The organism is Mesorhizobium sp. M6A.T.Cr.TU.014.01.1.1, assembly GCF_004022765.1.
GTDB lineage: Bacteria > Pseudomonadota > Alphaproteobacteria > Rhizobiales > Rhizobiaceae > Mesorhizobium > Mesorhizobium mediterraneum.
The window spans coordinates 87,199-104,719 of record NZ_RZPG01000014.1 but is presented as its reverse complement, the minus strand read 5'-3'; the positions used below and the strand labels follow the sequence as shown (position 1 = coordinate 104,719).

16 protein-coding genes and 2 pseudogenes are annotated in these 17,521 nt (G+C 62.4%); 7 read left to right on the top strand and 11 right to left on the bottom strand.

Annotation, left to right across the window (positions count from 1 at the left end; genetic code table 11):
• Window positions 1-293: 293 nt before the first annotated feature.
• From EN885_RS17425 to EN885_RS17410, 4 genes are read left to right on the top strand one after another with little or no spacing between them, the layout of a single operon-like run.
• On the top strand, window positions 294-590 hold the full coding sequence (locus EN885_RS17425) for a DUF2604 domain-containing protein (RefSeq protein ID WP_024505654.1): 297 nt from the start codon (window positions 294-296) through the stop codon (window positions 588-590).
• A complete protein-coding gene (locus EN885_RS17420) occupies window positions 583-1,200 on the top strand; it encodes a putative metal-binding protein (protein WP_091595799.1) in 618 nt (205 codons plus the stop codon). Before EN885_RS17425 ends, EN885_RS17420 begins: the two co-directional genes overlap by 8 nt.
• Window positions 1,197-1,685, top strand: coding sequence for a Mov34/MPN/PAD-1 family protein (locus EN885_RS17415; RefSeq protein WP_091595801.1), 489 nt, complete (start codon window positions 1,197-1,199; stop codon window positions 1,683-1,685). The genes EN885_RS17420 and EN885_RS17415 overlap by 4 nt, the downstream gene beginning before the upstream one ends.
• Window positions 1,686-1,688: 3 nt before the next feature.
• Window positions 1,689-3,248 (top strand): E2 ligase fold family C protein, encoded by a 1,560-nt coding sequence (locus tag EN885_RS17410; RefSeq protein WP_091595803.1) that lies wholly within the window; start codon window positions 1,689-1,691, stop codon window positions 3,246-3,248.
• Between the two features lie 214 nt (window positions 3,249-3,462).
• On the opposite strand, the pseudogene EN885_RS17405 reads toward EN885_RS17410, so the two are convergent.
• From EN885_RS17405 to EN885_RS17375, 7 genes and pseudogenes are all read right to left on the bottom strand, one after another.
• A pseudogene (locus EN885_RS17405) lies at window positions 3,463-5,930 on the bottom strand (S8 family peptidase).
• Between the two features lie 17 nt (window positions 5,931-5,947).
• A complete protein-coding gene (locus tag EN885_RS17400) occupies window positions 5,948-6,934 on the bottom strand; it encodes an ATP-binding protein (RefSeq protein ID WP_128242905.1) in 987 nt (328 codons plus the stop codon).
• A 355-nt stretch (window positions 6,935-7,289) separates the two neighbouring features.
• Window positions 7,290-9,260, bottom strand: coding sequence for a relaxase/mobilization nuclease RlxS (gene rlxS / locus EN885_RS17395; protein WP_128242906.1), 1,971 nt, complete (start codon window positions 9,258-9,260; stop codon window positions 7,290-7,292).
• 179 nt (window positions 9,261-9,439) lie between these two features.
• A complete protein-coding gene (locus tag EN885_RS17390) occupies window positions 9,440-10,123 on the bottom strand; it encodes a lytic transglycosylase domain-containing protein (RefSeq protein WP_128242907.1) in 684 nt (227 codons plus the stop codon).
• Window positions 10,111-10,659: a S26 family signal peptidase gene (locus EN885_RS17385; protein ID WP_029354919.1), complete on the bottom strand. Its 549-nt coding sequence runs from the start codon at window positions 10,657-10,659 to the stop codon at window positions 10,111-10,113. The genes EN885_RS17390 and EN885_RS17385 overlap by 13 nt, the downstream gene beginning before the upstream one ends.
• Window positions 10,656-10,925 (bottom strand): helix-turn-helix domain-containing protein, encoded by a 270-nt coding sequence (locus tag EN885_RS17380; RefSeq protein ID WP_029354917.1) that lies wholly within the window; start codon window positions 10,923-10,925, stop codon window positions 10,656-10,658. Before EN885_RS17380 ends, EN885_RS17385 begins: the two co-directional genes overlap by 4 nt.
• Window positions 10,926-11,105: 180 nt before the next feature.
• Entirely contained in the window at window positions 11,106-11,429 is a 324-nt protein-coding gene (locus EN885_RS17375; RefSeq protein WP_128242908.1) for a DUF736 domain-containing protein, read from the bottom strand.
• A gap of 784 nt (window positions 11,430-12,213) precedes the next feature.
• On the opposite strand from EN885_RS17375, the gene EN885_RS33620 reads away from it, so the two are divergent.
• The 3 genes and pseudogenes from EN885_RS33620 to groL all read left to right on the top strand — a co-directional run bounded on the left by EN885_RS33620 (window position 12,214) and on the right by groL (window position 14,867).
• Window positions 12,214-12,561 carry a hypothetical protein gene (locus EN885_RS33620; protein WP_126038541.1) on the top strand — a complete coding sequence of 116 codons (348 nt, stop codon included), beginning with the start codon at window positions 12,214-12,216 and terminating at the stop codon, window positions 12,559-12,561.
• 288 nt (window positions 12,562-12,849) lie between these two features.
• Window positions 12,850-13,143, top strand: a pseudogene (gene groES / locus EN885_RS17365) (co-chaperone GroES); the annotation flags it as partial.
• Window positions 13,144-13,208: 65 nt separating this feature from the next.
• Window positions 13,209-14,867: a chaperonin GroEL gene (gene groL / locus EN885_RS17360; protein WP_029354912.1), complete on the top strand. Its 1,659-nt coding sequence runs from the start codon at window positions 13,209-13,211 to the stop codon at window positions 14,865-14,867.
• A gap of 156 nt (window positions 14,868-15,023) precedes the next feature.
• On the opposite strand, the gene EN885_RS17355 is transcribed toward groL, so the two are convergent.
• From EN885_RS17355 to EN885_RS34285, 4 genes are all read right to left on the bottom strand, one after another.
• Window positions 15,024-16,025 (bottom strand): zincin-like metallopeptidase domain-containing protein, encoded by a 1,002-nt coding sequence (locus EN885_RS17355; protein ID WP_128242909.1) that lies wholly within the window; start codon window positions 16,023-16,025, stop codon window positions 15,024-15,026.
• A 476-nt stretch (window positions 16,026-16,501) separates the two neighbouring features.
• Entirely contained in the window at window positions 16,502-16,696 is a 195-nt protein-coding gene (locus tag EN885_RS34295; protein WP_051695369.1) for a hypothetical protein, read from the bottom strand.
• A gap of 82 nt (window positions 16,697-16,778) precedes the next feature.
• On the bottom strand, window positions 16,779-16,964 hold the full coding sequence (locus EN885_RS34290; protein ID WP_245458208.1) for a hypothetical protein: 186 nt from the start codon (window positions 16,962-16,964) through the stop codon (window positions 16,779-16,781).
• Window positions 16,880-17,149 (bottom strand): hypothetical protein, encoded by a 270-nt coding sequence (locus tag EN885_RS34285; protein ID WP_245457304.1) that lies wholly within the window; start codon window positions 17,147-17,149, stop codon window positions 16,880-16,882. Before EN885_RS34285 ends, EN885_RS34290 begins: the two co-directional genes overlap by 85 nt.
• Window positions 17,150-17,521 lie beyond the last annotated feature (372 nt).

The window sequence follows — 17,521 nt, the reverse complement described above, 5'->3', positions numbered from 1 at the left end:
ATCAAAGCTCCCCTTGCCGAGCACGGAGCAGGCGAGTGAGAGAGCAGATGAATAGGCGTGTCGCCAATATTTTCGCATTGCTCTAATCGATTATAGTTGTGAGGAGCAATTTGAGACCATTTACTTGCGGCTCAAGTCACCCATAAAAGAAGGCAAGCACCGATTCGGTAGCTTATCCCCTGTCTTTCGCGTACTCGCGGCCGTGGCGCCGGGTGAACGATTGAAGACCGCCGGTCTCACTCGCAGGTGGGTGCCAGGGCGTGGGGCGGTTGGCAAGCCACAGGAGTAGGACAATGTCGAAGGATTCGGGTAAGGGCGATAATCACGGCGGCGGACCGGGCAAGATCGAGATCACGGTGGTGGTGAACGGCCAGCCCACGCAGGTCGAAGCCAATCCCAACCAGCCGCTTCACGTCATTCGTACCAAAGCCCTTGAGAACACGCAGAATGTCGCCCAACCAGCCGAGAATTGGGAATTCAAGGATGAGGCCGGCAACTTGCTCGACGTCGACAAGAAGCTTGGCGATTTTGGTTTCCCGAATACTGTGACCCTGTTCCTCAGCCTGAAGGCGGGCGTCGCAGGTGCCTAAACCCCAAAGTGTGGATCCGGAGGTCTCCCGAGCGAAGTTTGATCGGGAGATCGGCCGGTTCCGGCCATATGCTGATGTCTATCGGGCTCAGGGCTGCTTCTTGATCGAGGCGACTTTTCCGCGCGCTTTCTTCATTTTCGCCAGCCCCAAGTTAAAGCCACGGGTGGTCAGCGCAGCGAGCGAGGTCGACTTCACCGACTACGACTTAAGACCACCGTCCGTGGTCTTCGTCGATCCGTTTACGCGTGATCCGATTGCCCGGAAAGATCTATACCTGAAAATGCTTAGACGTCCGCCGCTGCCCGGAACGCCGCCAGAGATGATAGGAGCTCTCATCCAGCAGAACGCCGTGCCGCTGACGGACTTCATCCAGGCCAACAGTCCCGAGGACGAACCATTCCTGTGCATGGCGGGCGTCCGGGAATACCACGACAATCCAGCCCATTCAGGTGATCCATGGCTACTTCATCGGGGTTCTGGCGAAGGCTGTTTGGCCTTCATCCTGGACAAGATCATCAAGTACGGAATCGTTCCTATAGAGCAGTTGCAGATTCAACTCCAACCGACAATCGTAGGAATGGTGGTATCCCCTCAGGCGATACAAGAATGACTGGTTTGAGAGATGTAACGATCGTGACTCTCCCGCGCGGCTGCATCTCGACCACGCATGGGCATCTGCGCTCAGTTGGTCGCGAGGGCAATGAGGGGATGGCACTTTGGGTCGGCGTTCAGGAAGACCGGCACTTTGCCGTAACAGAGACGGTTATCCCGGCGCAGCGTCACATTCGAACAAACGATGGCGTTTGCGTGATCGTTGCGGCCGAAGAACTGCACCGGCTCAATGTCTGGCTCTACAAAAGCGGCCTGAAACTCTTGGCCCAGATTCACAGCCATCCGGGCCGCGCCTACCATTCGACGACGGACGACGCTTATGCGGTTGCTACCACGGTTGGGTGTCTGTCGCTGGTGGTGCCGAATTTCGCCCGCGAGCCTTTCGATTTTGCTCGGGTCGCCGCCTATCGGCTTGACGAAAAGGCCAAATGGAATGCGCTCCCTCCCGCGGCACTGTCGCGAATGATCATGATATCGAGTTGAACAATGGCATTCGCTAACTTCATCGATCGCGCCGCCACGGCGGCATCTCAGGTCCTGGCCGATTTTCATCTGGGAGACTTCAAAGCAGCTCTTGAAAAGCAGGTCGTGGCAGTCGCCTTCGACCATCAGGCCGCTTCCTGCGCCGAAGGCCAGGCGACATTAGATCTTGCGGTGAGATTGCTCGCTAGGCTCTACCCGGTTCTGGCGATACTCCCGCTGGACAGCGCGGCGAGCTCTCAAGCCCAAGCGCTGGAGCGCTTGGCAAAGTCGATCAATCCAAAAGTCGGCATCCGGCGTTCCGGCAAGTCTGCCACCGTCTGCGTCGTTGCAGGGGTAACGCGCCCATCACTCCGGTGCCCGATCTTTTTCGTGGGATCGGACGGTTGGGCGGCAAAGCTGTCGCGTACGGACCCGGTGGGCTCTGGCCCAAGTCTGCTGCCTTATGGAGCTGGCGCCGCCAGTTGCTTCGGCGCCGCCAACGTCTTTCGAACTATCTTCGCCGCCCAGTTGACCGGCGCCGAGTTGGACGAAACCATCGACCTCTCGCTATGCAGCTACGACAAGACCAAAGCCGGGGAGGCTGGCCCGATCGACTTTCCAGTCGACCTTGGCGAAACCCACCTCGTTGGGCTCGGTGCGATAGGCCATGGCTCGCTTTGGGCGCTAGCGAGACAACCCGATCTCAAGGGTCGTCTGCATGTAATCGATCACGAAGCGATCGAACTCTCAAACCTGCAGCGCTACGCATTGGCCGGCCAGGCGGAGATTGGTATGTCCAAGGCGGTTCTTGCAGCCACCGCCCTTAGATCGACTGCCCTTGAGGTCGAGGCGCACCCTCTGACGTGGGCAGAATATGTTGCGCGCCGGGGCAATTGGGTCTTCGACCAAGTGGGTGTGGCGCTTGACACCGCCGCCGACCGTCTGGCTGTCCAAGGTGCACTGCCGCGATGGATCGCAAACGCTTGGACGCAGGAGCACGATCTCGGTATCTCCCGGCATGGTTTCGATGACGGCCAGGCTTGCCTTTGTTGCATGTACCTGCCATCCGGAAAATCCAAGGACGAGCACCAGCTGATTGCCGAGGAACTCGGAATACCGGAAGCACACGAGCAGGTGAAAACGCTCCTGCAGACCAATGCCGGAGTTCCCAACGACTTTGTAGTTCGCGTGGCTACAGCGATGGCTGTGCCGTTTGAACCGCTAGCCCCGTTTGTCGGCCAGCCCCTGCGCTCCTTTTATCAGCAGGCTATCTGCGGCGGTCTGGTGTTCCAGCTTAGCGAAGGAAGTCGCCGCGTTCGAACTGTCGTTCCGATGGCCTTTCAGTCGGTGCTTGCCGGGATTATGCTTGCCGCGGATTTGGTCAAACATAGTGCGGGGTTTCCCATGAGCCCGACGACGAGCACTCGGGTGAATCTTCTGCGCCCCCTTGGCTCTCACTTGCACGATCCGAAGGCCAAGGACTCCAGCGGCCGCTGCATCTGTAGCGACGACGATTTCATTGCCGCTTACAGGCGCAAATACGGCGAGCCCGTTGATCAGGTAAGCGATGTCTCGGCCGCCTAAGCAGACGCGCACCTCTCCGTGGACGCAGGGGGCGCGGCTTGTGGGCGTGACCATGGGCGCCATTATGACACGCTTGGCCCGCTCCTTTGCCCGCCTATCGTCCTCCGCGCATGATCCCTGACACCTCCTTGCCGACGTGATGATCCAGCACCAGCCGCCATGGCACCAGAGGCTGGTCAAACCTCCGTTGTTGGCCGGTTTGGACAGTGCTGCATCAGGTCTCGACCGACGTCTCGACAGTCAGGGCTGCTTCGACGGGTGTGAAGATGTCAACATCGACCCCAGGCGCCCGAATCGTCACAATCAGGGCGTACCGAGCCAGAGCGTCGACGCGTTCCAGGTAAGGCTTCTCCTTCCACCAGCCCCCGACCGGGAACACGCCGATCGCGTCACGCTCGGCGAGATCGGCGGCGCTGCCCGACCAGAAATCGGCGTGCAACGAGCCGCGATCGCGGAAGGTGCCGAGCAGCCACTCTTCTCCGCCTCCAGCAGGCGCCCCTTCCTCCTCGTCCCGAGCGGCCTGATTGATGCGGGCTCGGAATTCGTCGACTGTCTCGGTCGCTGACTTTACTCTGAACCGAAGACCATGGGACGCGTAACGATGCCGGCGGGTCCATCCGCGTTCACCGGGGTTGGGTTCGATGAAATAGGACAGCGTGACGCGGAGCTCGACCTGGGCAGCGCCGAGCGCCGCGAGCTGCTCCTTCGGCCAAGGCAGGCGATGCAGCTTCATGTCACGCGTTTTGGCAGCCGCGCCGCCCTCGCGCTGGAAAGGCTGAAGCTCATCTTCAACGATAAGCGTCAGGTCGTTCACCGTTGACAGAAGCGCGCGCCCAAGATCTGGCACGCCATAACCATAGCGCCGCACGAGCGCCTGGATCTCGCCCTTCGCTCCGTTGCACGCATCGATGCGTGCGCGCATCGCCGGAGTCCATTCGGCCGAGTGGACGATCAGGGCGCGAACCGTTTCAGGCCACAGCTCGGGGCGCGCTGATAGAATTAGTCCCGCCATCCGTGCGGCATGGGCCGTTGCCGCGCTCGTATCTCCGAGGGTGGTGAAGTGGCGCAGTTCGGGTCGATAGAAAGTGGTCAATATCTGCAGATCGTCGATCGGCTCGCCAGGCAACACACCGTCATGGGCGAGATTGCCGCCTTCGAAGACGACCTCGGGCTTCACCGGCCACTGCCTGTCCCAAACGACCGAAGTGCGACTGCGCGGCGAGAGCTCGCCGACCGGCGCGATCGGAGCGTAGCCCGCAAAGTCGGTGTCAATGATATCGACCTTTTCTGTGAAAGCGCCGACCGTCAGCGCATTCCAGGCCTGAGAAGGATCATCGACTGCTTCCAGATCGTTGCGCGTCAAATGCTCGGCCGGCATGAGGTCATCGCCGATGTTGCCGGCAGAGAGAACGATCAAGCGTCGCTGTTCCTCTTCGAAACAGAGTTGGTCGATAGCGGCAGACCACGATGTGGGCCTTCCACGCGCCGGACTGGCGCTTGTCACAGCCATTGCGATCGCGCGGCGGCGCTCCGGCGCCTGCACCTCGGCGCGGGCGATCGCTTCCGCGGTGATCGCGCCATAGAGTTCTGGATCGTTTGCCTCGTCTTCTGGCGGAAGGATACGAACACTCTCCAGCCGAAAGGGCAATGAACTGGATCGCCTCCGACCAGGAGCGGGACCAGATCACCGTACAGGCCGACACCTGCCATTCGCGTCCCGTGGCCGCTCCACGCAGGTGTGTCGTCGCTGCCCCATGCCGGTTTGACGGTGTGCCAGTCTTCAACGGCAAGTGCGGGTTCGATCAACGGGTGGGTGCGACGCACGCCGCTGTCGAGAATGCAGACCGCAATATCGGTTTGAGGCGGTCTGACGCGCCCGAGAAGCTCGTCGCTCCAGTCCCTTTGCTCCGCGCCGCCAAGGCCCATGAAGAAGGACGGCGTATCCTTCGCGCGCCGCAGCTCGGCGACGACATCGCTGTGCGCAATCATGCGGTCGAGCATTGCCGTGCTGGCGAGTGCCAGCATGACCACCCGCTCCGGAAACCTGACCGCATGCGTGCGCAAAGTGATGTTCAGGGCTTCGGCAATGTGCTCGAAGTTCTCGCGGCGACCGTCGCGCAGCCAGACTTCCCACCACACCTGCTCGTCAGCGGCCTGGGGGAAGAGGTCGTCGTGGTCGGTAAACAACAATCGTGCAGTCGCCAGCCTGACTGTCTCCATGCGGGAGACGAGCGGCTCGTTGCGCGGTCTGCCGCGGTCAGTGTCAACGTCTCGATACGCCTCGACTTTCCGCAAATAATAGGCTTGCGCGCTTTGCGGCAGGAACACCGACGCTGTGATGGGAGCACCGGGTTGAGTTGGCTCATGGACGGCGACCAGCTCCATGTGCTGGCGACGATCGGCCAACTGGTCGAGGGCCGCCCGTCCGGACATGGGCAGATCGATCTCGAGATAAAAGCCAGGCGTGCCGACCGACAGCTGGGGGTCACGCGCCGCAATCTGCTGGCGTGCACTTTCGACCGCTTGTTCGATGGATTGCGTCAAGGCCGCAGCATGCGACGCCCGATCACGCGCCGGCAGCGGCGGTGCATGTATAAGTTGGTTGGGCCGCCGATAGGCTTCCCGAATGCCGTTGTTGCGAAGGTGGATATGGGCGCGGTCGCGCGGAAAATCGTCTGCCATTATGATCTGTGCTGTCGCTACTCAGACAGCGAAGCCTGCCGGCGTTCCTTCAGAGCGTCGATGAGCACTTCCGAGGTGATCCGCTTCCCCCCCCGCAATATGATGGTTTTTGCAGCGTCGTCGGCCGCGCGGGTGATCTCGGCCTGCGACAGTCTCTCTGCCTGAGAGATCGCCTCGTTCCAGGCAAGCCCTCTGGTGTCGAAGCGGTCGAGTCGAGCCCGAAGCAGCGCCTCGATAATCGGCCGATCGGGCACGGCGTATTCGATGACATCGTCGAAACGGCGGAACAAAGCTCTGTCGAGCAGCTCGGGATGATTTGTTGCCGCAATAATCAGGCTGTGGCTGTCGTCTTGCTCGAGAAACTGCAGAAACGAATTCAGCACGCGCCGAATCTCGCCAACATCCTGGCGTTCGCCTCGACGCGCGCCGATGGCATCGAATTCGTCAAAGAAGTAGACGCCCCGCGTCGCCTGCATTGCATCAAAAACAAGCCGCAGCTTTCCGGCAGTCTCTCCCATGAACTTGGTGATCAAACCATCGAGGACGATCGTGAAAAGGGGCAGATGAAGCTCCCCGGCCAATGCCGATGCGGTCATCGTCTTGCCTGATCCTGGCGGGCCGACCAGAAGCAGTTTGCGACGGGGAACAAGCCCGTGCTCGCGCAAGCTTGCTTGTTGGCGCTGCTCTCCCAGCACGCGGTGCAGGCGCGAGCGCAGACTGTCCGGCAAAATCATGTCGGTCAGTCGCAGGTCCGGATAGCGCACATGCAGGAGCCCTGCGAGCTCGCCCTTTGGCTGAAAAAGGGGAACCGGCCGACTGCTCTTGGCAATCCGGGCGTCCCTGCTCTTGGCTGCGTCGACCAGATCCTTGAGCTCCTGAGCAAGCTTGCCATGGCCTTGACGTGCCTCATGCGCAGCAAGCTGCATCGCGATAGAGAGGAAACGATCCTCGTCGCCGGCAATGTGGCTTTTAAGCAGCGTCACGATATGGCGGGCCGTGGTCATGGCTCTCTTCTGGGGTATCCGTTTACTTGGCGAAGCGCATGCAACCTAAACGCTTTCAACGGCGATTTGTATCGCGCAATGGTGTTTTTTCTCTTGTCGATGTTCGCCCGTGGCAACTTCAGCGGTGAACTGTTGCGCCGCGGTCATAGGCCAGCCGGAATAACGCCGGCCAGCAGACAACAGTCCGCATCTTCGAGCGCTCGAAGTCTGGCCACTCACGCAGCGTGTCGGGTCCGAACGCTCCAAAGCCGCCCCGCCTGGCAGGTCCATGCGACCGATTGCGGGCGTGCGGCCATAAGGTCTACGCGGGCTCGCATGGCTGCCCGCGCCGCTGGCTAAAAAGCTGTACACCATCTCACGAAACACCAGGTCCGCTCCTTTGCCGGCCGACGGTCCATGAAATCCCCTCCCCACTCACGACACCGGAGACCTCCTTGCCCACATGGCGCTCAAGCACCGGCCGCCATGGCACCAGCGTGAACTCGCGCGACTTCTCAACGACGGCATATTTTCCGCTGGCAAGCTCGACGGAGCGGCGGAGCGTACCCTCTACTCGTCCTCCGGATCGCGCTTCGGCATAGGGCAGGCCAAGTTCCTCCGACAGTTGGCCAGCAACACGGTTCAGTTCTCGCTGGCGCAGGATCGAAAGCATGTTGGCTCGATAGACGATCCGATCCTGTTCTTCATGCGCGAGGCCTTGCGCGATCAGCCACTCCCGCCGGCGAGCTTGCGCCTCTCTCACGTCGCAGCCGAAGCCGGATCCGTGCAAAGGCTCGGGTCTATCGGCAACCAGCTCCCGGTCGAGCCAGGTGGCGCCGTTGAAGCTGACCTGTCGCTCCAGCGCCATTGAGGAGAGCTTGTCGACAACGACAGGCTCGGCCCTGGCCCGCTGGCCCTCATAATTCGCGACGCGATCGAGATGGTCCGGCGCGATGAGCCAGGTGCCGTTCGGCTCTCGCTCAACGCCGCCGGTCGCGCGGCGGATCGCCTCCAGCCGCCGCACATGCGTTCGCGCAAAGCTCTCGGTGGCGGATGGGTCATGCTTCAGGTGGATATCGACGTCGTAACGGCCGCCATTCGCGGCGGCGATTTCGGCGATGGTACGATCGACCCGCCTCGGCTCGGTGTTCCTTGGCGCGACACGCACGATGCAGCCATTAGGCATCGTTTCCATCGCCTCGCCTCTACCGATGTCGATCCAATGGCTCTTACCGTCGACGGCGTCGACGATCATGTAGTGGCGGTCATTGATCTCGTCGGCCAGTCCACGCGCGACAACGCGACCGACGAGAGACTGGACGGGCTCGCCGGCTCGATCGTGGATCACCCAGTCGGCGGCACTGCGTGCAAGCCCCTTGCCGGCCAGTTCGCGGTGCATGGTCTTGATGATGTCGCCGCGTTCGCCGGTGCGGCGCAGCGTGGCTTCGAGCTCATCGTCGAGGCGCCAGGAGCCAGCGCCGACCTCCGCGGCCAGACCCATCCGCTCGAGCTTGCGCAGCCGTCCCTGGTGCAGCGTCTGGCGAATGGCGTCGGGACCGCCCGGCGAGACCAGGCCGTCATCATCACGCATGCTGAGCAGCCGACGGTCGATGCTGGTGAAGCGTTCCTGCTCCATTTCCCGGCGCAGGCGAAGCTCAATCTCGCGGTCGGTTCGCGGACCGAGATCGAGGCTGACCAGCTCGGCCGCCCGCTCGCGGATGCCAGATGAGATATATTCGCGCGCGATGACCAGGTTCTCGCCACGGTCGTCCCTGCCTCGGACGATGATGTGGCTGTGCGGGTGGCCGGTGTTGAAATGATCAACCGCGACCCAGTCGAGCTTCGTGCCGAGGTCTTCCTGCATCTGCGCCATGAGCCGCCGCGTCAGCGCCTTCAGGTCTTCATACTCGATGCCGTCTTCGGCAGCGACGATGAAGCGGAATTGGTGGCGGTCGCCGTCCGCGCGATCGATGAACGCCTTGCCGTCGACGCGGTCGCTGTCGGCGCCGTAGAGCTCGCCAGGCGCACCTTCTCGGGTGACGCCGTCGCGCTGAAGATAGCGTAGATGGGCACGCGCCCCGTCCGCGCCCTTGCCGGCGAGCTTAACGATCCGCGCCTTGACGATCACCCGGCGCTGGCGGAAGGCGGCATACCGGTCGCGCGATTTCAGCAGCGCCGCAGCCGCCCCGCCGCGCCCTGTCCGGCTGCCCGTGAAGCGACCGCCGGGTTGGGGCTGGCCGCCGGCTCGGTTGACGGCTGCCCGGACTTGACCGGCATAGCGTTTGCCTGCCTTCGAGCCGCGCGACCCGATTTTGCCGAGCTTCGGCCTGAACTCGTCATCCTTCATGCGAGCCTTCCAGACATATCAAGCAAAATCAGACACTTACACGTCCAACCCTCTTGGCACCGGCGGCAGCCTCCTGGAAAAACGATGTGCAGACAAAGATTTAACCGCCTCCTGGAGGCGGTACCTTTATCTTGCCTTACGCGCCCAGCCCCGCCAGACGCGCCCCCGTCCGCCCATGGCTAACGCACCGGCTCCTTCGGCTGCGCGCCGTCCTTGCCGAGCGGCACGAAGAGATCGCCGTTTCGCACGCCTGAGTGAACACCGTCATGAATGAAGAACAGCGACCGTCCGAGAGGAGCGATTTGCGCCTTTGGAGCGTCAGATTGGCTTTCGAACGCCTCGATGTCGGCCGCCGAAACTCCGGCCGCCTTGAGTTGGTCGAGGTACTCGACGGTCTCTTCTGGCAGCGGTTTGCCACGCTTCAAATGCTCGTCGTAGCGCTCGGGACCGGCATTGTAGGCGCCAAACAGGCCAGGAAATCCGAAGCGGTCATACATGGCGCTGAGATAGGCCGTGCCGGCCAGGATATTGTCGCGCGGATCGTGGGGGTTAGGCCCAAGGCCGTGTTCGACCCGCATCTCCTCATAGGTGCCGGGCATCACCTGCATGAGGCCCATGGCGCCAGCGGGGGAGGTGATGGGGCGGCCGCCGCGCATTGTCTTGCCGCCGCTTTCGGCAGCCATGACGGCATAGATCCAGGCTTGGGGAATATGGAAGCGCCGGCTTGCTTCCGATACCAACGTCTGCCACTTTCGCAGCTGCGGACTTTGGGAGATGGCGACCGGCTCAGCGCCGGTCGAGGCGGAACAGGCGCATGGCGCAATGGCGATCATGCCCAACAAGAGGAGGGTCACTCGGTCCATAGTGGTACGAGCCTCCCGATGACATTTTGAGTGGGAACAGGCCCGAAATAGCGGCTGTCGAAGGAGCGGTTTTTGTCGCTGCCGAGCAGGAAAACCTCGTTATCCCCGAGCGCTCGGCAGCCGTTCCACCATGGCAAAGGTCGGCCTTCGGCGTCGATTTTGAGCCGGCGCGCGACGATGTCGCCGCCGATGATGATGGCGTCATTGAAGGCGCAGACATTATCGTCCGGCAGCGCTGCAAGACGTTTTGCCAGCGGCACATTGCGAGGCAGATAGCTGCGCTCGGCGGCGAGATACGCCGCGTATTCAGGCGGGCGCACGAGCACGAGATCGCCACGCGCCAGCGCTCCCGCAGCGATGCGGTAAAGGCCGATCGGCGCGCTGGCCGAGGCGTTCCAGACCAGCCAAGGGGTGGGCTTTCCCAGCGCCGTGAAGCCCAAAAGACCGAGACCGGCCGCGGCCAAGGCGACCGTCTTACGGGCTCGAACACGCCTCAGGCGGCTGCCGATCAGATGGATGGAAGGGCGCCGCCTCATGAACGGCCTCCCGTGCCGCCCTGGCCGGAACCGGCCTTGCCATCGCCGGCGGTGGAGTGCTGCGGGTGTCCTTTCGACCAATGGTCGAGTTCGTCGATGTGATAGCGGACATAGCGGCCGTGCTTGCGGAATTTCGGGCCGCCGCCCTTGAGCCGCATCTTTTCGAGCGTGCGCTGGGAGAGCCCGATATAGAAGGCGGCTTGGGCTGTGCTGAGAAACGGGCTGCCCTTTTTCGCGCGGGCCGCGCGTTCGTTTTCGTCGTCCATGATGATCCTCGTTTCGCTTCGGACAAGCGAGGGCGAGGATGGGCGAGGGAGATCGTCTCGGGGACGGGCGAAGAGTCGGGGGAGAGTTTTCGCCGCCCTTTAGGGCGGACGGGGTTTGGGTGGAACTCCTGGGAATGAGCCCCGCGCCGGGGCTGCGGCGCGAGGCTCTAGCTCGGCCGGTCAGTCGGACGGGTTCCAGATGATGGCGTAGGTGTCGTGATCGTCCTGGCCGGCGGCGCGGCCGAGATTGGCGTAGAACTTGCGCGGTCCGAACTCCGGCGCTGCAATCGACAGGCTCACATAATCCTTGCCGGAAGTCTCGCCGGTGCGGATCCAGCCGGCGCCAACTTCGACCCCTTGCGTAAGCACCCGGAAGTCGGGATGGTTGTCGGCGCTCTTGGCCTGGTTGGGGACGATATCGATGTCGGCGCGGACGCTGAGCGTCTTGAGCTGGCCCTTGTAGGCGCCGTTTTCCTGCTTGTTGACGTAACCGATCGCGGTCATTTCGAAGTCTCCTTTTGTGGTTTCGCCGGGGACCATCCCCTGCGATGGCGCACCGTAATGGGCGCGTCAGGACCGCCTGAATCCGACAGGGCCGCAGCGACAGCGAAGGATCCGAGCGGGCAGCTTTTTTGTGAGCGAAGCGGCGCGAGGAAGCCGCCGCAGGCGGCGGGGAAAAAAGCTGATGGCGAGGGTTTCGGGCGGCCGGACCCGCCCATAGGTCGACAAGCCAGCCGCAGGGATGGTCCTTGGAGAGAGCATGGAGACCGCTCGCCAAGTGCGGTCTTTCAGCCAAGCAGGACGCCGGGATGAAACGGCCTGCAAAGATGCTGCGCCCTTATGCCGGATCGAGATCGTGCCAGCGGGTCGGGCGCCAGAGCAGACATCCGGCATGGTGCGATCTATGAAAGCAGGGCTCGCCAGCGGGAATTTGATACGCGAAGGGGCCAAAGCAAGGCTGGATGAGAAGCCGGTGCTACCTGCAGGTCCAGTGTCATGTGGCGGCGCTCGGGAAACCGCTACGCAACGTGACGCGCTCTTATGAGGCGAACAGACCGGCCCCAAAACCGATCGACCGGTGGTCGGCGCGAAACGCGTCATGCCTGTCCGAAAGCTGACAGTGGCAGAAGACGCATGTCGGGTTCCGCACAATTGACCATGCTGGATTTGTGAGGTTTTCAGGGAGAGCCATGCGTTCACTACCCAGTGAGCTTTGGCACGGCATTTGCACTTGAGATGTGGCAACACGGATCGAAGGTTGACTGCATGCACAAGCGCGAGATGAGCAATGCTCTCCTTTCCTGGAGGCTTGGCAGCAGATTCGATTGTGACGTTGCGAGGAGCTTCAGCCGCTCGCGGCGGAAGTGATCTCAAATCTGAAGGCACCGTTGGGGCCGCAGCCATCAAACACATCTTTCTCTTTTTCGCAGCTCGTCATCAACGCGATGCGGACTTCTTCGCGTCGACGGCGGCCGAAGGTGGAGAAGGGCTCGACTTGCAAAAAGGAGTTGTCAATGACGTCTTACGTTCGCACCAACAGCCCGGCGCAGGTGCGCTCACTGTCCACCTTTGGCAAGCATCTGCAAAGGAGCGTGCTGACGGCGACGCTGCTTGCCGCGGCTTCGACGGGAAGTGAAGCGCAGCCCTATGTTCGTGCTGACGGCAGCACGACTGACGACTTGGAAGCGGCGCGCGCAAGTTGGCGTCATGACGCCGAATTCAATGGAAATGTGGGGCTCGCAGCCATCAACGCGGATGCGCGTATGCGTTGGGTTCCACCGGGGAGGGGGCCAGAGCTCCTCGCCTGCCCTCGTCCGTCTTGACGAGTGCCCGCTTACAGCCTACCTCACTATCGCGTTAGCACTCGTCCATCGCGAGTGCTAACAAAAACCCCTCAACATCCGCACCAGGGAAAAATCCGAAAATGGCAAAGTCGAAGTTCCGCCCGCTGCATGACCGCGTGGTCGTTCGCCGGGTCGAATCCGAATCCAAGACCGCTGGCGGGATCATCATCCCGGATACGGCAAAGGAAAAGCCGCAGGAAGGCGAGATCATCGCCGTCGGCTCCGGCGCCCGCGACGAAGCTGGCAAGCTCGTCCCACTGGACGTCAAGGCTGGCGACCGCATCCTGTTCGGCAAGTGGTCGGGCACGGAAGTCAAGCTCAATGGCGAAGACCTTCTGATCATGAAGGAATCCGACATCATGGGCATCATCGGCTCATATCAGGCCCTTTCGTCAACTGAATTCCCGGGCTCGATTGAAGCCCCTGCCAGGAGCTAAAAATGGCTGCCAAAGACGTAAAATTCTCCCGTGATGCCCGCGAGCGCATGCTGCGCGGCGTCAACATCCTCGCCGACGCGGTGAAGGTCACGCTCGGCCCCAAGGGCCGCAACGTCGTCATCGACAAGTCGTTCGGCGCCCCGCGCATCACCAAGGACGGCGTCACCGTCGCCAAGGAAATCGAACTTGAGGACAAGTTCGAGAACATGGGCGCGCAGATGGTCCGCGAAGTTGCTTCGAAGACCAACGACATCGCCGGCGACGGCACCACGACCGCGACCGTTCTGGCACAGTCGATCGTCCAGGAAGGCCACAAGGCCGTTGCCGCCGGCATGAACCCGATGGACCTGAAGCGCGGCATCGACCTCGCGGTAACCGACGTCGTTGCGACGCTGATCAAGAACGCCAAGAAGATCAAGACCTCCGAAGAGGTTGCCCAGGTCGGCACCATCGCCGGCAACGGCGATGCTTCGGTCGGCAAGATGATCGCCGAAGCAATGCAGAAGGTCGGCAACGAAGGCGTCATCACGGTTGAGGAAGCCAAGACCGCCGAGACCGAACTCGAAGTCGTCGAAGGCATGCAGTTCGACCGCGGCTACCTCTCGCCCTACTTCGTCACCAACGCCGACAAGATGGTTGCCGAGCTCGAGGACGTCTACATCCTCCTGCACGAGAAGAAGCTGTCCAACCTCCAGGCCATGCTGCCGGTTCTCGAAGCCGTCGTGCAGACCTCGAAGCCGCTGCTCATCATCTCGGAAGACGTCGAAGGCGAGGCTCTGGCCACGCTGGTCGTCAACAAGCTGCGTGGCGGCCTGAAGATCGCCGCCGTCAAGGCGCCGGGCTTCGGTGATCGCCGCAAGGCCATGCTGGAAGACATCGCCATCCTCACCGGTGGCCAGGTCATCTCGGAAGACCTCGGCATCAAGCTCGAGAATGTCGGCCTCAACATGCTCGGCCGCGCCAAGAAGGTGTCGATCTCCAAGGAGAACACCACCATCGTCGACGGCGCCGGCAAGAAGGCCGAGATCCAGGGCCGCGTTGCCCAGATCAAGCAGCAGATCGAAGAGACCACTTCGGACTACGACAAGGAGAAGCTGCAGGAACGTCTGGCCAAGCTCGCCGGCGGCGTTGCGGTGATCCGCGTCGGCGGTGCGACGGAAGTCGAAGTCAAGGAAAAGAAGGACCGCGTCGATGACGCCCTCAACGCGACCCGCGCGGCCGTCGAAGAAGGCATCGTTGCTGGTGGTGGCGTCGCGCTGCTGCGCGCTTCGGCCAACATCAAGGCCACCGGCGTCAATGCCGACCAGGCCGCCGGCATCAACATCGTTCGTCGTGCGCTGCAGGCTCCGGCCCGCCAGATCGCGGCCAACGCCGGTGCGGAAGCATCGATCGTTGCCGGCAAGATCCTTGAGAACAAGGGCGCGACCTTCGGCTACAACGCCCAGACCGGCGAATATGGCGACATGATCGCCATGGGCATCGTCGATCCGGTCAAGGTTGTCCGCACCGCTCTCCAGGACGCGGCCTCGGTGGCCGGCCTGCTGGTCACCACCGAAGCCATGATCGCGGAGGCTCCGAAGAAGGAGTCGGCTGGCGGCGGCGGCATGCCTGGCGGCATGGGTGGCGGCGGCATGGGCGGCATGGGCGGTATGGATTTCTAATCCAGCTCTGGCAGCTTTCGCAACGAGAGGGCGGCAGCAATGCCGCCCTTTTTTTGCGAACCTCGGTCCGATAAACGATCGGCGCCAACGCCGGCCATCGGCGTTAGCGCAACCTCAAAAGAACTGTCGAGTTGATTGCGGGCGACTTTTGCGTCATCAGAGGCGCAAGGCGGTCGCGTGTGAGGATTGCGCGCTCCCATGGGCGGTTTCGGCATGTGCCTCGCCTTCGACATCGGCATTGAGGCCAAGCAGGAAATCGGCGGCTTTCGAGGCATGGCTTGCGGCGCGGAAGATGGCGCGGTTGTCCTCGCGCAAAACCGTCAGCCATGAGCCGATGTAGTCGGCATGGCGCACGGTCGGCTCGATGCCGAGACTGCTGCAGATGAAGGCTGATGCGATTTCGGCGACCAGTTCCTCGCGCGCATAGGTCTTGGACCCGAAGGAGCCGGACAGGTCGCGCGCGAGTCGCGTCGGGTGGCCGGTCCAGTGGCCAAGCTCGTGAAAGCAGGTCCGGTAATAGTCAATCTGGTGGAAGAAAGCCGGCTGCGGCGGCACCTGTATGGTGTCGCTGCCGGGCATGTAGAAAGCGCGCTCGCCGCCGATGCGAAAATCAGCGCCGGTTGCATGAATGAGCGCCTCGGCCTGCGGGACCATCTCGCGCTCAGGCAGAGGCTCGCCGGCGGCGTAAAGATATTCGGGCAGATTATCGCACTGCGCGACATTGAAGACGGTAAAGCGCTTCAGGAAGGGCACCGCCTGCGGTTCGTCGCCATCGGTGTCGGCGCGTTCCTTTTCGTTCTTGGGAACAAAGCGGTCAGCGTGAACGATGGTGGTGCCGTGCTCACCCTTCCTGACATTGCCACCTAGGGAAAGCGCCTGCCGGAAGGTGAGCCAGTTCTGGCTGGGGAAACCGCGATCGATGACCCCGCCCCACAGGATCAGGATATTGATGCCGGAATATCGGCGCTGGGTGGCCGCATTCCGCGGCAGGCCGAGGCCTGTCCTTGCCCTGCCCCACGGCTTGACCCATGGCACGGTGCCGCGCTCCAGTTCGGCAATGATGCGGTCGGTGATTTCCTGATAAAGGCTGGCGCCGGTGCGCCCGCCACTCTCTGCGCCAGCCTGTCGGCTGCCGCAACGTTTGTTGTTTGCACGCATCGTGATGTCCTCCGCTCTTCAATCGCGCCCTCCCCGGAAGCGGGGTGGGCGGCGAAAGCGACCGGAAAGGCCCGACGTCGGAGGCGGACTGCATCCGCAGGACCGGAACGGAGTGGAGGACCCGAAGCGAAAGCGAAGGGTTGCGGGACGCCGCGGCGGGCCTAGAAGGGAGTGCTGCCCGCCCTGCGCCACCGGGGAAGGCCACGATAAAAACGACGCCGGCCGACAGGCCGGCGACCGTCAGCAGCCGAAGGCTGCCCCGCGCCAGGGGGCGAAGCCGCAGGGCCAAGACCGCCTGAGCCTGGCGAAGATAAGCGGGCTCGGTTCACGAGCACCCGGCCAGCGCCTTCAGGCGCGGGCGCTCAGGATTGTTGTTGGCGCCCACGGCAGCTGGATGACCGCAACAAGATGCCGAGGAGCAACAGCAAAGCCAGCTGCCACAAACGGCACGCTCCGGCAACAACAGCGTGGCCGATCTACAGATGCTGCCCCGCACGAGAGCCTGCACGCTTTGAGCGCGCATCGGCGAGCAAGCGTTGCAAGCTGGCCATGTCGACCAGGTGGGCGATCACTATATCGCCGACCACCAACGCGGGCGTACGGTCGATGTGCAGACCTTTCGCGAGTGCGCGGACGCGCGCAAGTTCATCTGCGATGGCCGGATCTTGCATTCCCGCTTGAGCTGCTCCACGTCAAGGCCCACACGCGCTGCGATCTTGAGAGTGATCCTTTCAATGATCCAACTGGGGGAAGTCATAAGGGCGCGGTGGAATTCGTCGAACTTTCCCTGTTTTCTCGAGGCGAGTGCGATTGGGAATCCGGTCCCAGGACCGGGAACCGTCTGATCACAAGCTTCAGATTGGGATCATTCTTGAAGGCTTTTTGGTAGTTGAGATCTGCCAGTCTGCAATGCGGACAGTTGTGGTAGTCATTGAATATGACCAGAACGGCATCGCCTTGCGGGTTGCCGGCGATTGGCGAAGGGGGTCGTTGTCGAATGCGCCGCTCCACTTTTGCCTGTCGATCGACCACGCCTGCCGGTGCAGGTTCGCGCTATATTGGCTCGCCAGCACGGCGAGGAGTAAAAGAAGAGCTGCGACAGTGATGGCAGTCGGCTTAGACATGAGTCTCCAATCCATGGACGGCGTGGCAGCAACGGCCCGCCTTTTGGTGTAAAATGCTTTTGATCGAGCCCCGCACTTGCCACAGGGCGCAGTCGCGAGGGCGCACAGCTATAGATGCCGGTGCGCTCTGGCGGTTTCTGGAAAGATGGCCTTGCGCCATCGGGCCCACCCCACCAGCTGAGCGTCGTTCGCGCGGGCCGGGCAACCGCGACCGCCATTCACCACGCCGGGCGACTGACCGTCCGCCCGGCAGAGCGCTGAAGGGTCCCCGGACCTTCCGGGTTGCCGGCGATTTGGCGAAGCGGGGTCGTTGACGAGTGCGCCGCTCCACTTTTGACTGTCCATTGGCACGACTGCATGGGCGGGGGCGGC

Bases quoted from the DNA above. Each gene is read 5' to 3' on its own strand.
- EN885_RS33620 (WP_126038541.1), top strand. From the start codon at position 12,214: ATGCTCTCCTTTCCTGGAGGCTTGGCAGCAGATTCGATTGTGACGTTG.
- EN885_RS17415 (WP_091595801.1), top strand. From the start codon at position 1,197: ATGACTGGTTTGAGAGATGTAACGATCGTGACTCTCCCGCGCGGCTGC.
- groL (WP_029354912.1), top strand. From the start codon at position 13,209: ATGGCTGCCAAAGACGTAAAATTCTCCCGTGATGCCCGCGAGCGCATG.
- EN885_RS17355 (WP_128242909.1), bottom strand. From the start codon at position 16,025: ATGCGTGCAAACAACAAACGTTGCGGCAGCCGACAGGCTGGCGCAGAG.
- EN885_RS17380 (WP_029354917.1), bottom strand. From the start codon at position 10,925: ATGGACGACGAAAACGAACGCGCGGCCCGCGCGAAAAAGGGCAGCCCG.
- EN885_RS17410 (WP_091595803.1), top strand. From the start codon at position 1,689: ATGGCATTCGCTAACTTCATCGATCGCGCCGCCACGGCGGCATCTCAG.
- EN885_RS17425 (WP_024505654.1), top strand. From the start codon at position 294: ATGTCGAAGGATTCGGGTAAGGGCGATAATCACGGCGGCGGACCGGGC.
- EN885_RS17375 (WP_128242908.1), bottom strand. From the start codon at position 11,429: ATGACCGCGATCGGTTACGTCAACAAGCAGGAAAACGGCGCCTACAAG.
- EN885_RS34285 (WP_245457304.1), bottom strand. From the start codon at position 17,149: ATGTCTAAGCCGACTGCCATCACTGTCGCAGCTCTTCTTTTACTCCTC.
- rlxS (WP_128242906.1), bottom strand. From the start codon at position 9,260: ATGAAGGATGACGAGTTCAGGCCGAAGCTCGGCAAAATCGGGTCGCGC.
- EN885_RS17385 (WP_029354919.1), bottom strand. From the start codon at position 10,659: ATGAGGCGGCGCCCTTCCATCCATCTGATCGGCAGCCGCCTGAGGCGT.
- EN885_RS17400 (WP_128242905.1), bottom strand. From the start codon at position 6,934: ATGACCACGGCCCGCCATATCGTGACGCTGCTTAAAAGCCACATTGCC.
- EN885_RS34295 (WP_051695369.1), bottom strand. From the start codon at position 16,696: ATGCAAGATCCGGCCATCGCAGATGAACTTGCGCGCGTCCGCGCACTC.
- EN885_RS17390 (WP_128242907.1), bottom strand. From the start codon at position 10,123: ATGGACCGAGTGACCCTCCTCTTGTTGGGCATGATCGCCATTGCGCCA.